This window comes from Croceimicrobium sp. (assembly GCF_965228705.1).
Taxonomy (GTDB): Bacteria; Bacteroidota; Bacteroidia; order Flavobacteriales; family Schleiferiaceae; genus Croceimicrobium.
The window spans coordinates 1616237-1630672 of the sequence record NZ_OZ245832.1 but is presented as its reverse complement, the minus strand read 5'-3'; the positions used below and the strand labels follow the sequence as shown (position 1 = coordinate 1630672).

The 14436-nt window shown below is 42.7% G+C and carries 11 protein-coding genes; 10 read left to right on the top strand and 1 reads right to left on the bottom strand.

Annotated features, from left to right (window positions below):
- The first annotated feature begins 76 nt into the window (after window positions 1–76).
- The 8 genes from ACO05P_RS07400 (at window position 77) to ACO05P_RS07365 (ending at window position 11371) form a co-directional block, all read left to right on the top strand.
- On the top strand, window positions 77–2263 hold the full coding sequence (locus ACO05P_RS07400; RefSeq protein ID WP_421754488.1) for a glutamine synthetase III: 2187 nt from the start codon (window positions 77–79) through the stop codon (window positions 2261–2263).
- Window positions 2264–2437: 174 nt separating this feature from the next.
- Window positions 2438–4936 (top strand): OmpA family protein, encoded by a 2499-nt coding sequence (locus tag ACO05P_RS07395; RefSeq protein WP_421754487.1) that lies wholly within the window; start codon window positions 2438–2440, stop codon window positions 4934–4936.
- 64 nt (window positions 4937–5000) lie between these two features.
- Window positions 5001–6185 (top strand): AIR synthase related protein, encoded by a 1185-nt coding sequence (locus ACO05P_RS07390; protein ID WP_421754486.1) that lies wholly within the window; start codon window positions 5001–5003, stop codon window positions 6183–6185.
- Window positions 6186–6188: 3 nt separating this feature from the next.
- Entirely contained in the window at window positions 6189–7262 is a 1074-nt protein-coding gene (gene prfA / locus ACO05P_RS07385) for a peptide chain release factor 1 (RefSeq protein WP_421754484.1), read from the top strand.
- Window positions 7263–7264: 2 nt separating this feature from the next.
- A complete protein-coding gene (gene pyrF, locus ACO05P_RS07380) occupies window positions 7265–8080 on the top strand; it encodes an orotidine-5'-phosphate decarboxylase (protein ID WP_421754483.1) in 816 nt (271 codons plus the stop codon).
- Window positions 8081–8528: 448 nt separating this feature from the next.
- Complete coding sequence (locus tag ACO05P_RS07375) at window positions 8529–9170, top strand: hypothetical protein (protein ID WP_421754482.1); 642 nt, start codon at window positions 8529–8531, stop codon at window positions 9168–9170.
- 9 nt (window positions 9171–9179) lie between these two features.
- Window positions 9180–10226: a gliding motility-associated C-terminal domain-containing protein gene (locus tag ACO05P_RS07370; RefSeq protein WP_421754481.1), complete on the top strand. Its 1047-nt coding sequence runs from the start codon at window positions 9180–9182 to the stop codon at window positions 10224–10226.
- Window positions 10223–11371 (top strand): hypothetical protein, encoded by a 1149-nt coding sequence (locus ACO05P_RS07365; RefSeq protein WP_421754480.1) that lies wholly within the window; start codon window positions 10223–10225, stop codon window positions 11369–11371. The genes ACO05P_RS07370 and ACO05P_RS07365 overlap by 4 nt, the downstream gene beginning before the upstream one ends.
- Here ACO05P_RS07365 and ACO05P_RS07360 read toward each other — a convergent pair.
- Window positions 11365–11835, bottom strand: coding sequence for a MarR family winged helix-turn-helix transcriptional regulator (locus ACO05P_RS07360; protein ID WP_421754478.1), 471 nt, complete (start codon window positions 11833–11835; stop codon window positions 11365–11367). The genes ACO05P_RS07365 and ACO05P_RS07360 overlap by 7 nt on opposite strands.
- 66 nt (window positions 11836–11901) lie before the next feature.
- On the opposite strand from ACO05P_RS07360, the gene ACO05P_RS07355 reads away from it, so the two are divergent.
- Together ACO05P_RS07355 and ACO05P_RS07350 are read left to right on the top strand one after the other, a co-directional pair.
- Window positions 11902–13167 (top strand): DUF2851 family protein, encoded by a 1266-nt coding sequence (locus tag ACO05P_RS07355; RefSeq protein ID WP_421754476.1) that lies wholly within the window; start codon window positions 11902–11904, stop codon window positions 13165–13167.
- A gap of 230 nt (window positions 13168–13397) precedes the next feature.
- A complete protein-coding gene (locus ACO05P_RS07350) occupies window positions 13398–14435 on the top strand; it encodes a potassium channel family protein (protein WP_421754474.1) in 1038 nt (345 codons plus the stop codon).
- Window position 14436: the final 1 nt, after the last annotated feature.

Below are 14436 nucleotides of genomic sequence, written 5' to 3'. Positions count from 1 at the left end.
AGGGTGTTCGTAAAAAATTTAGATTTTTTTAGTTTCAACCCCCCGAGGCATTTAATTTTGCGAAAAATTTTTCAAAATGCCTCAAATTCGATTTACCGCATTGCAAGAAGCACAAAGACGGATGGCTCCTGAAGTTGAGCTTCCTTACACTCGTGTTTCTGAAATCTTCGGAGAGTACACATTCAACTACCGTTCGATGAAGGAGTATATGACTCCCGAAGCCTATCGAAGCGTGTCGGATGCTGTGAAAAAAGGAACCAAGATTGATCGTGGAATTGCCGATCAGGTGGCCACCGGCATGAAAGCCTGGGCTATCAATAAAGGTGCAACCCACTACACTCACTGGTTTCAACCACTTACCGGTGCAACGGCTGAAAAGCATGATTCCTTCTTTGAACCTACCGGCGATGGTCAGGCCATTGAGAAGTTTAGCGGTGGCATGTTGGTTCAGCAAGAACCTGATGCTTCCAGCTTCCCTAATGGTGGTATTCGTAACACTTTTGAGGCGCGTGGATATACCGCTTGGGATCCAACCAGCCCTGCCTTTATTATGGGGCGTACCCTTTGTATTCCTACGGTTTTTGTAAGCTATACTGGCGAAGCACTCGATAATAAAACTCCATTATTACGTGCCTTGCAGTCTATCGATCAGGCAGCTACCGACGTTTGTCAGTACTTTGATCGTAATGTTCGTAAAGTAACTGCTACTCTAGGTTGGGAGCAAGAGTATTTCCTGGTAGATACCGCCTTATTCCATGCTCGTCCGGATTTGAAATTAACCGGTCGTACCTTATTGGGACATGCTCCTGCTAAAGGACAGCAGCTGGATGATCACTATTTTGGATCTATTCCGGAGCGTGCCCGTCAGTTTATGCGTGAATTGGAAATGGAATCTTACCGCTTAGGTATTCCAGTAAAGACCCGTCATAATGAGGTAGCGCCTAGCCAGTTTGAATTGGCACCGGTATTCGAAGAGGCGAATATTTCAGTAGACCATAACTCCCTTATCATGGATTTGATGGATAAGGTTGCGCGTCGTCATCATTTCAAGGTACTCTTACACGAGAAGCCTTATGCCGGCGTAAATGGTAGTGGGAAACACAATAACTGGTCGTTGGCAACGGATACAGGAGTTAATCTATTGGCACCTGGAAAAACGCCTAAGAGCAACTTACAGTTCCTTACTTTCTTCATTAATACAATCATGGCAGTGCACAACCATGCAGATCTTCTGCGTGCTTCGATTGCATCTGCAAGTAATGATCACCGTTTGGGGGCAAATGAGGCGCCTCCAGCGATTATCTCAGTATTTATTGGCTCTCAGTTAACGGCCACTTTAGATGCTCTTGAGCAGCTTGAGAAAGGGAAATTGAGTCCCGAGCAGAAAACAGATCTCAAGTTAAACGTAGTTGGTAAGATTCCGGAAATCCTTCTGGACAATACCGATCGTAACCGTACTTCACCCTTTGCCTTTACCGGAAATAAATTCGAATTACGTGCAGTAGGTTCCCTGGCGAACTGTGCGCAACCGATGACCATTTTAAATACCATTATGGCCCAGCAATTGCGTGACTTTAAAGCAGCCGTGGATGCGCATATAGCCGAAGGTATGAAGAAGGATGATGCCATTTTCAATGTATTGCGTGACTATATTAAACAGAGTCAAAACATTCGCTTTGAAGGTGATGGCTATTCGGATGAGTGGGCAGCAGAGGCAGCGAAGCGCGGCTTAAGCAATGTTCGTACTACTCCCCATGCTTTGGATTTCTATGTAACCGACTCAGCGGTTAAATTATTCGTAGAAAACGAAGTGATGAATGAAGTGGAGGTACATGCTCGTCATGAGATTATGCTCGAAGAGTATAAGATGAAAATTCAGATTGAAAGCCGCGTTTTAGGTGATATTGCCGGTAATCATGTGGTTCCAACGGCCATTAATTACCAAAACAAATTAATCCAGAATGTACGGGGATTAAAAGAGGTATTAGCACCGGAAGTATTCCAGAAAGTAGCTAAAGATCAATTGCATATGATCGAAAGCATCAGCGGATATATCAGCACTATTATTGCTGAGAAAGACGCTATGATCGAAGAGCGTAAACGTTGCAATGCTATCGAAGATACCCGGGAGCAAGCCATCGCTTATTGCGAGAAGGTGATTCCATACTTCGACAAGATTCGTTATGCCTGTGATAAACTGGAATTATTAGTTGACGATGAGCTTTGGCCATTACCAAAGTATCGTGAGTTGATCTTTATTTAAGATTATTTGATATTGAATCAAAGCCGTCTCCGTTTAACTGAGGCGGCTTTTTTTTGAAACCCCTAGTAAAATCGGGCTTAGCTGAATAAAATATTTAACTATTTTAGCGGCTTACAGACCAAAATCACAGCGGCATATATGAGACATTTTCGTCTAGGATTTGCGTTAATTCTTGTGAGCTTTTTATCTTACTCCCTTAAGGCTCAGACAGGTGGCGATCCGAAACTCCCTAAGGAAATAGAAAAAGCTTACAAAGCATTTGATGCAGAAGAATATTTCTACGCGGTAGAACTTTTACAGGATGCTTACAACGAAGCCAAAGGTCGAGACCAAAAATCTGAGGTTCTCTTCAAATTAGCGGAGTCTTATCGAATGATGAATGAGTATGCTGAGGCTGAGCGCAATTACAATAAGGCGATCAAAGTAGGGTATAGAGACCCTAAGGCCATTATGCTGCGAGGAGATATGCTGAAAGCAATGGGCGAATATGAAGAGGCTATTGAGGTATATCAAGAGTACAAGAAGGAAAACCCTACCGATTCAATGGCAGATGAGGCAATTGAATCGACTCGTAAAGCCATTGAAAGAAAAAACAAACCCAGTCAATATCAGGTAGATAACATGAAGGACATTAATAGTCCTGCCATGGATTTCTCGGTGATGTACGGTGGTGATCGTCGTGAAAATGATGTGATTTACTTCGTTTCTTCTCGGGATGAATCTGTGGGTGGTGATGAAGATAGCTGGACCGGTGAGTCTTTCATGGACCTCTACACCAGTACGGCAGAAAGAAAATCTCGTGGCCGTCGTCGTGGTAATGATGAAGAGGAGGAAGTAAGCTATGCCGATTTAAAATGGTCTACTCCGGTTTTATTGGACGAAGAAGAAATTCTCAATAGTGAGTTCCACGAGGGAACCGCAACTTTTGATAGCCGTAAGAAGGAATTGTATTTCACGCGTTGTATTGTAGATGATGATTTACGATTGGGATGTGGGATCTACAAGACCGAAATGCAAGGTCAATCCTGGAGAGAGCCAGAACGTCAAATTATTGGTGGAGACACCATGGCTAATATTGGTGATCCCTGCCTTTCTTTAGATGATAAGTTCTTATACTTTGTATCCGACGATTTTAACTCCAAAGGGGCACATGACATTTTTGTGACCGAATATGATCGTCGTTCCAAGTCCTGGGGCAAGCCTCGCAATTTGGGGACTAAGGTTAATACTAGTGGATCGGAGCGTTTTCCTATCGTTCATGGCGATGGATTCCTCTACTTTGCTTCAAATGGCCACCCAGGCATGGGAGGATTGGATATTTATAAAGTGAAACTGGGTGATGACGGTATGCCTGAAGGCGATGTTATTCACCTTGAGTTTCCTATTAACTCCAGCAGTGATGACTTTGCCTTGGTATGGGAACCAGGTTCAGATACTAAGAAGGGTTTTCTGTCTTCCAACCGTGAGGGGGCTAAAAAGCGTTATGGCTCAAAGGAGAACAGTGATGATATTTGGTCAGTATACCGTACTCCATTAGTATTTAATATCGAAGGGGTGGTAATCGACTCCGAAGAGAAGACTCCAATTCCAGAAGCTACCGTTACTTTGGATGGTCCTGATGGATCGATAACCATTACAGCGGATGAAAATGGATATTACATTTTCGATGATACCAAGGTGATGGAGAATGTGAACTATACTTTGCATTTCTCTAAAAAACAATATTTGGCCAATACCGGTGAAGTAACCACCATTGGATTTGAAATCGATGCTTTTGAATACGTGCCTTCAGCGGGTTATTTCATCAAGCGACTAACCTTGAATAAGGAATTGGATCCAATCAAGAAACCCATTGTACTTCCGAATGTATTCTTTGATTTAGGGAAGTGGGATTTGCGTCCTGAAGCCATGTCTGCTTTGGATTCCGTGGTTACCATTTTGGATAATAACCCCAATATCACCATTGGAATGCGTTCGCATACGGATTATCGTGATTCAGAAGACCGTAACAATTGGCTATCAAAAAAACGTGCCGATACTTGTGTGAATTATTTGATTTCGAAAGGGGTGAACCCTAAGCGATTAGAAGCTCAAGGTATGGGTGAGAGTGAACCTTTCACTATTCCAAAGAATTACGATGGCTATGGTAAGGAGCATTTCAAAGAAGGTGATCAATTAACTGAGCGTTTTATTAAAACCTTATCCGCTGAAAAGCAGGAGATAGGAAACCAGATAAACCGTCGTACCGACTTTAAAGTACTTAGCGATGACTTTGTACCGGAAGGAGCAGAGGATAAGCCTAAGGCGGCAGATACAGATGCCTTAATTCAGGCAGGTCGTGAAAATGAGGCGAAACCTGGTGAAATTTTGGTGATGAAGCGCCCTATGAGCTTTGGTGCATTGGCGCGTCAAGCCAATATGAATATCCGTGAGTTTAAGGAACTGAACGGTGGCCTTCGTGGTGTACGTCCATTTGTTGGTCTTCAGGTGAAGATGGAAAAGGACGGCAACTACCAGGAATGGGATGCTACGCATTATCAAGTAAAACGTCGTGGTATTGATTTAGGAGATATTGCCAAAGAATTAGACATCGACGAAGAGGTATTGGAAGAATTGAATCCTGAATTGGAGGAGATTGATATCCAACCCGGCCTCTGGATCCGCTACAAATAGCTTAATTAAATATTTAGAAGCGCCCTGTGGTTTAAAACCGCGGGGCGCTTTCTATTTTTGCAAAATGGAAAATCAATCATCAAAATACAGTCAGCGAGGTGTATCCTCTCAAAAAGAGGATGTACATCAGGCGATCAAGGATTTAGATAAAGGGCTGTTTCCTAAGGCCTTTTGCAAAATCATCCCTGATTTTCTCTCTGGCAGCGAGGAGCATTGTGTGATTATGCATGCCGATGGGGCTGGAACAAAATCTTCTCTGGCATATCTCTATTGGAAAGAAACGGGAGATTTAAGTGTGTGGAAGGGAATTGCACAAGATGCCCTGATTATGAATATTGATGATTTACTCTGTGTGGGTGCGGCTGATGTGCCTATTTTGGTTTCATCTACGATCGGAAGAAATAAAAATTTGATTCCGGCTGAGGTGATTTCAGCCTTGATTCAGGGAACTCAGGATTTAATTGATGAGCTCAATGCTGAAGGGATGAACCTGATTCTAACCGGAGGTGAAACAGCTGATGTGGGTGATCTGGTACGCACAGTGATTGTGGATAGTACCGTTACTGCCCGGATGAAAAGGTCTGAGGTGATTGATAATGCCAATATCGCTGCCGGACAGCTTATTGTAGGTCTGGCTTCTTATGGTCAGGCAACATATGAAAAGGAGTATAATGGTGGTATGGGAAGCAATGGTTTAACCAGTGCCCGTCATGATGTATTTGCTCATTATTTGGCAGAGAAATATCCTGAATCCTTCGATCCACAAGTGCCTAAGGACCTGGTTTATTCTGGCGCATCTCGATTAACAGATAAAGTAGAAGGAAGTCCTTTGGATGCCGGAAAATTAGTATTGTCTCCAACCCGTACCTATGCGCCGGTAATTTCCCGCATCCTAAAAGAGCAGCGCCCTGCTGTTCATGGTATGGTACATTGTAGTGGAGGAGCTCAAACCAAAGTGCTGCATTTTGTAGATAATGTGCATGTAATTAAGGATAACCTATTTGCCACGCCACCTTTATTTCGACATATTCAACAATCCTCGGGAACCTCTTGGAAGGAGATGTATGAGGTATTCAATATGGGACATCGAATGGAATTGTATTGCGATGCAGATGCAGCTGAGTCCATCATCGCTATCAGTAAATCCTTTGGTATTGATGCCCAGGTAGTGGGTAGAGTAGAAGTGGCGGAGAAAGCCCAGGTTTCTATTGAGTCAGAGCACGGAAGCTTTGAGTACTTTAAGTCCTAAGAAATGCAGGAGAAATTAGATCAGATTAAACAGCGTTTTGATGAGGTAAATGACCTTATCATCCAGCCGGATATTATTTCGGATCAAAAGCGCTATGTAAAGCTCAATAAAGAGTTTAAGGATCTTAAGAAGATAGTGGATGCGCGGGCGCAGTATATGGAGCTTACCGAGCGTTTAAAAGAAGCGAAGGACCTCATGATTAATGCCGATGATGAGGAAATGCGTGATATGGCCAAAATGGAGCTCGAGGAAGTAGAGCCCGCATTGGAAGAATTGGAGGGACAAATTCGCTTTATGCTGATTCCTAAGGATCCCGAAGATGAGAAAAATGCGGTATTGGAAATTCGCGCCGGAACCGGAGGTGACGAAGCCTCCATCTTTGCTGGTGACCTTGCTAAAATGTATACCCGCTATTGCGAGTCTCGTGGTTGGAAAGTAGAAGTGGTAGACTTTAATGAAGGTACCATGGGCGGCTATAAGGAAATCGTAATGGAGGTTTCGGGAGAAGATATCTATGGGACCCTAAAATTTGAAAGTGGCGTACATCGGGTACAGAGAGTACCTGCTACTGAAACACAGGGTCGAGTTCATACTTCGGCAGCAACTGTGGCGGTATTGCCAGAAGCAGAGGAAGTGGATGTGGAACTCAATCCTTCAGATATCGAAATGCAGACTTCTCGTTCCGGAGGTGCGGGTGGCCAGAATGTGAACAAGGTGGAAACCAAAGTTCAATTAACCCATAAACCAACTGGAATAGTGGTGGTTTGCCAGGTCGAAAGAACTCAGCTGGGTAACCGGGAGCGTGCAATGCAAATGCTACGTACCAAATTGTACGAAATGGAATTGGAAAAGCATAACAGCGAAATTTCCAATAAAAGGAAGACTATGGTTAGCACCGGAGATCGTTCTGCCAAGATTCGTACCTATAATTATCCACAAGGTAGGGTAACGGATCACCGTATTAACCTGACGGTGTACAATTTGCAGGAAGTGGTTAACGGAGATATCCAAAAGTTTATTGATGAATTAATGCTTGCGGAGAATGCAGAGAGACTCCGTGAAGGAAGCGAAGATTAAATATGAAGCGTAGCGAATTAGAAGCTCAGATTCAGGCTAAGAAGTCGGTTTTATGTGTAGGCTTAGATACGGATTTAGAAAAGATCCCGGCGCATTTGCTAGAATTGGAAGATCCGATTTTTGAGTTTAATAAAGCTATTATTGATGCTACCCATTTTTATGCAGTAGCCTATAAGCCAAATCTGGCTTTCTATGAAGCAGAAGGCCTTAAGGGCTGGCAGAGCTTAGAGAAAACGCTAAATTATTTAAATCAAAATTATCCTGAGCTGTTTACAATCGCCGATGCTAAACGTGGTGATATTGGTAATACCAGTGCTCGCTATGCAAAGGCCTTTTTTGAGGAAATCAATTTCGATTCTATTACAGTTGCCCCATATATGGGTAGTGACTCTGTAAAACCTTTTTTAGGCTATGCCGGTAAGTGGGTAATTTTATTAGCCTTGACTTCAAATCCCGGTGGGGGAGATTTCCAGCTTAAAAGTCTGATGGAGGGAAATCAATTGTATCAGGAAGTATTGCGTCAGTCATCCCAGTGGGGATCTGATGAAGAGCTTATGTATGTGGTTGGAGCAACTAAAGCTGAGTACTTAAAAGAGATTCGAAAATGGGTACCAAATCACTATTTATTGGTACCAGGTGTCGGTGCACAAGGAGGAACGGTTTCTGAAGTAATGGAACATGGAAAAGCAGTGTCTGGTGCCGGGCTTTTAATCAACTCTTCACGTGGTATTATCTATGCCTCTCAGGCTGAGGATTTTGCTCAGGCTGCAGGACGTGAAGCGGCCAAATTGCAAGCCGAAATGGCGGCATATTTATAGCTATCACTTTTTCTTCAAAACCTTGAAAACGCCTTGGTGAAAGGTGTTTCAGGTTGTTTATTTTGCGTAGATACCGCGATATTGAATTTGAGACACTTAGCTTTTAAAACTGGGCAAATCAGCATTAAAAAGCTACGGTTGACCTGCTTAAATTCCTAATTCTATTTTACTTATTTCCTTTAAATCAGGTGTTTGCGGAGAATATATCTCTTTTATACACATTTGATTGTGAATTAGAGAAAGGGGACTAGCCGAACTAATTCATTTTAAAGGAACAACCCAAATTTTGATAAGCTGGCCGTTTAGTTCAACCCACCAATCAAGCAAGCTATAGCAGGGTAAATACCCGATCCGGAAAATGCTTGACCCCGGACCGAGTTAAGCCCCATCTTATTGAAGGATGAGTTTTCCACTGCGTGATAGAAATTTTTAAAAACTAATCAATTTCATGAAAACTTTACTTCAATCATTCTTCGGAAAATTGAGTGTCTCGCTAATCCTTGTATTAGCGGCACAAAGCCTCTCTGCACAGGTCACTTACACCGACTCTGTGTGTGCAGGAAGTACCGATGTTGTTTATGGTGTAACGGGTGCAGCAGCTACCAGTCATTACAGCTGGTTTTTGAATGACCCAAGCGCGGGTACTATTGATAGTACGGTAAGTGCTAATAATGGAACTATTGAAATCGACTGGGGGGTCGTGGCCGGAACTTATACACTCTATGTGGTAGAATCTGATCAGTATGGCTGTTACAGTGATACCAATAGCTTGAACATTGTGATTAATCCATTACCAACCGTGGCAATTCAGGCCGACTCTGTCTGTGAGGGCTTCAGCGCAAGCTTAACCTTTACTTTAACCGGTACTGCTCCTTGGATTATCGATTACACCGACGGTACAACCAACTTCACCGATACGGCTAATGCCACACCATATGTGGTGAGTTTACCTAATTACAATACGAGTCAAACAGTTACGGTTACTGGTTTAACTGATGCAAATGGATGTGCTGCCGATCCAAGTGGATTGCCTAATACACCCGTTATCATTCATCCGAAACCCAGCACTGGAGCTATTTACCATTACTAATCCGCAGTCTTGAATCGTAAAGGGTACATAGGACTTCTGGTTCTTACCCTTTACGCTTCTCTGAGCTTTGCGCAGCAAGCCTTAGATACGGTATGTATTTACGATCCGCCAAACAGATTAGCGGTTCCTTATCAAGCTGGCATGAAGTATCAGTGGAGCGTGGGGCAAGGAAAGATTGTAGGACGCTCGGATAGTAATGTAGTGCGTATCGACTGGTCGAATGCATTGGCTGGAATACATGGAATTAGTGTTTATGCGTATTCGGATACTATATTTTGTCCGGGTGATACCTCACTAGCCTTGATTCGTGTAACGGCACCAAGCACTGCATTAGCAAAATTTCCGGAAAGAGCCTGCGAGGGAGAATGGGTTACATTGGAAAGCTCCATTATTGGAGACTTTATGTGGAAGGGAGGCTCTCGTGATCGAACAATTAGCTTTCAGGCCCAAAGTGATACCAGTACCTACCTCATTGCTCTGAATGGCTCCTGTGAAAATGATACCGTAGAGTTTGATATTCAGGTATATGATCAACCTGAAGCGCGGATTAGCTATGTGCCGGATACGCTTTTCTATGGTGATTTGTTAAATTTATTTTTCCAGGGTAATGCCAGTAATCAGGCCCAAATTGAATGGTACCTAAATCGTATTTATTTCGATCAGGGAACGGCAACCAGAATTGAGTTTAACGATTTTGGTAAGCATGAGATTATTCAAATTGTAGATAATGGCGTGTGCTCAGATACGGCATATAAGTACATTTATATCGATGAGCGTTTCGAGGTGTTTTTTCCCAACGCTTTTACGCCCAATGGAGATGGTGTAAACGAGCTCTGGAAGTTTAAAGGAGTGGGGATGAGCTATTTTCTGGCTTCGATTTACAATCGTTGGGGAGAATTGGTTTATCAATGGGATAGTAATTCTCCGATTAATGGATGGGATGGAACCAATAATGGTCAGAAAAGCCCTGAAGGAACCTACCTGGTGAAGGTGGAAGTGAAAAACCAAAGAGGCGAGACGCATTATTATACCAACTACTTTAGTTTAATTCGATGAGAAGGGTTGGCCTCATATATGGATTTGTATTGCTGCTTTTAGCCGCAGGACTTAGAGGGCAAACAGTGGTGCAGAATTTTAATCAAAGTGTGAACCAAATCGGCGATTGTTGGCAATGGCAGGATATGGAGATCACCACTAAGAATTCAATTAATTCTGCCAATCAGAAAAAGGCCTTAACTGGAAAGGTGGTAGACGGAAACCCGGCCTATCATTTTACCAGCCCTATTATCGAATTTAATGGCTCTGGCTTTATTGATTTTCGCCACAAGTTGGATTTTGCCAATGGTACCCATCGAGAATTACAGATCCAGTTACTGGATGTAAATGAGAATTTAGTCCAGGTATTACATAATCATGTTTATATAGATAGTGCTACCGGAACCTATCCGAATGGTACACCTACTAATGTTGTACAAACGGTTGTACCAGTCACTTTTACCGGAATTTATATTCTGCGCTTTTACTTTATATCCAGTGGAGGTAGCTCCTTCGCCATGGTGGATGATATTTTTGTGGATGGTCAAGATATGAGCGACCCCAGTAATGATAATGGATATGGGTATTGCCGGGCTGATGACTACGTTTACGATACTCTCTGTGCCGGGGCCAATGAGATGTATACAGTTCCTTACCCGGTAGCCGGTTCGGATTGGACCTGGACCTTTCTGGGTACCAGTGGTGGAAGAATTGACTCTACCTTGGTTTATGGACAGGAAGATACAACTGTTGGGGTGAGTTGGGACATTACCGCTTCAGGAGATTATATCCTCGAGGCTACAGAAGTTAAGCCCCCCTATAATACTACTTCTTACAGTGTTGAATACAATTTATATGTATTACCGGCACCCACTCTAAATTGGAGTATCGATTCGGTCTGTCAAGGTGATATGCATACAGCTACCTTAACATTTGGAGGTGCCAACGGGCCTTGGGAGGTAACCTTTTTTGATGGAGATAGCACCTTTACTCAAAGTTTTACCGATAGTATTAGCCTGTTTAACCTTGGGGTTTATGATACCACTCGAACCTTGCAAATTCAGTCAATAATAGCCGGGAATGGATGTGCGGGAGATACAACGGGCTTGCAAGCCGTCTCATGGGTGAGAGGGAAGCCAACTTTGGGGCCAATCTGGCATTATTGAGTTTTTTCTACTTCGTTTGCCCGCATTTTATCCAGAAGATTGCTGAGTTGATCAGCCTCTTCTTCGGTGAGATTGTTAAAGGTTTCTTCAATTCGAAACTCTCTTTTATCGATACTTTCAAGCTTTGCCAAACCAGCTTCGGTGATAATTACATCTACCAAACGCTTATCATTGGGGCAAGTCTGTTTGGATACTAATTCCTTTTTAATCAAGCGATCTACAATTCGAGAGGTATCACTCATTTTATCCAGCATACGTTCCCGAATTTGAAGGGTACTCAAAGGCTCTGGATAACTGCCTCTCAAAATTCGCAATACATTGAATTGCTGTTTAGTAAGTCCTTCGCCACTTAACATACCACGCACTTTCTCGTCGAGCCAGTTATTGGTGTACATAATATTTAAAAAAGCCTTTTGATAAGCGTTTCTAAAATGGCTTTGCTTTATCTCTTCTTGAATACCCATGCTGCTAAAATATAACTTGCTCTTAACCTGTGAAATATTTTAATGTTTAAACACTAAAATAAAACCATGACTGAAGATTTTCTGCATTACCTCTGGCGATTTCGTCAACTAAAACCTGATCCCTGGTTTCTTCAAAATGGGGAGCCTATAGAAGTGCTGCATCCCGGTTATCCGAATAGCAATAGTGGTCCTGATTTTGAACAGGCTCGTATTAAGATCAAGGATCAAATTTGGGTGGGCAGTGTTGAGATTCACATCACTAGTTCGGATTGGAATCGTCACCATCATCAAATAGATCCCGCTTATAACAATGTGATTCTTCATGTTGTACAGAAGGCAGATCAAATTATTTACACAGAAAAAGGTTGGGCTCCTCCTTGTTTATCTCTGGAAGGACTCTATGATCCGCAACAATATTGGCGGTTTGAGCAAAAACTGCAAGATGCTAAAGGCTTGGTTTGTGCGGCAAGTTTCCAAAAGGTAGATGAAATTAAAAAGCATCAAATGCTGGAACGTACTTGTGTGCTTAGATTGGAACAACGAGCAGAAAGTCTGGAACTGGCCTTGCAGGAATTGGGTGGAAATTGGGACGCTCTTCTTTATCGATCTTTGGCCAAGGCAATAGGAGCACCTGTTAATGGTCCGGCCATGGAATCACTAAGTCGGGTATTGCCCGTAGAGCTTTGGAGGAAATACCAGGATAAAAACTTACAAAGGGAGGCCTTGTTTTTGGGAATGGCGGGTTTATTGGGGAATTCTGAAAATCCAAAGAATCCCTGGTTAAGGGAATTTAATTTTCTAAAACACAAGCATGGTTTAAACGAACTGGAGGCTTCAATATGGAAGTATTCCCGCATGCGACCGGCTAATTTTCCTGATCGTCGTATTGCCCAATTAAGTCAATTATTACCGGAAGCTATTAATTGGTTTAAAGATTTAAGACAAGGCAAGGCTATTAATGGCTTAGAGCTCAAATGGCCAGATTTAGCTCCATTTTGGAGGAGGCATTATCGCTTGAAGCAGGAGTCAAAACTGGAATTGGGCTTACAATGGAGTGAAAGATTAAAGCAAAGCCTTTTGATTAATGCGATAATCCCGCTACAGTTTTACTATGGACGGAAAACAGCGCGATTAGACCTACAAGAAGCAGCCATTAATTCACTCTTGAATTTACCGGCAGAGGCTAATAAAATAACCCGTATTTATGAACAATTGGACTTAAAGCTAGGTTCAGCCTTCGATAGTCAGGCTTGTATTGCATGGTATAAGAATTATTGTCAGCCTAAAAAATGTTTAACTTGCACTCTCGGGAATGAGTTGCTAAACCAATAGCCAAGATGGAAAGATTGCGGAATTTTCTGGAGAAATGGGGATTTGAAGTGTGTACCCGATCAGGTGAACGCATGGGAATAGCCCCAGGAGTAGTGCGTAGATACTTTATCTACACCTCCTTTCTAACCTTTGGATCACCGGTAATCCTTTATCTCATTCTAGCTTTTTGGATTCAGATTAAAGATCATTTGCGGAGTCGAAGACATTCCGTGCTTGACATATAATTCACTTTGTACCAGACCAACGTCCTCGCCCGTTTTAGAACCATTGTTAGTTTACTGGGAACCCTCATTCTGATTGGAGTCTCGGGCTATATGCTCATTGAGGACTACCATTTCTCGGAAGCCTTCTACATGACCATCATTACTGTTAGTACGGTTGGCTTTGGTGAAGTGCAAGCCTTAAGTACCGCCGGGCAATGGTTTACATCCTTCCTCATCATAGGTAGTTTTGGTACTTTCGCTTATGGTCTTACTCTGCTTACCCAGGTATTAATTAGCGGAGAGTTGGCTGAAGATATTAAACGACGCAATTTGAATCGCAGCATCAGTACTATTAAGGATCATGTAATCCTTTGTGGCTTTGGCCGAAATGGCCGCCGGGCCCTCCGTAAATTAGTGGCTTATGGTCAGGACGTCTTGGTGATTGAAAATGATCCTCAGATTATAGAGCAGTATCTCAAATCGGCTAATGTGCTTTATTTAGAAGCTGATGCTACCGATGATGATATTCTTCGTCAAGCGGGAGTGGATCGGGCCAAAGCCTTAGTAACCACATTAAGTAAGGATGCCGATAATCTGTTTGTGGTTATTTCAGCCCGTACTTTATCACCTTCCATTCGTTTGATCAGTCGTGCTTCGTCCGAAAGTACAGAGCGCAAGCTTAGAGCAGTGGGAGTCGATTCCGTTGTAATGCCCGAAGGAGTTGGCGGTGGTCATATGGCTAGTTTGGTGATGAATCCTAATATCGTAGAGTTTTTAGAACACCTTTCGGTAGAAGGCTCCTCCGATAGTAATCTGGAAGAAATTGAATTAAGCGATCTTCTTGGCGAAAAACGCTCTTGTAACCTCAATGAATTACATATTCGTCAAAGGACAGGTTGCACTATTATCGGGATAAAAGATCCGGAAGGAACTTATATGATTAACCCGAGCAGTGAAATAATTCTCAGGCCAAAGTCACGATTGTTTGTATTGGGAAATGCCAGTCAGATTAAGGCTTTAAATGAATTATTAGCGGAGATTCATACTCAGAATAGTAATATATAGC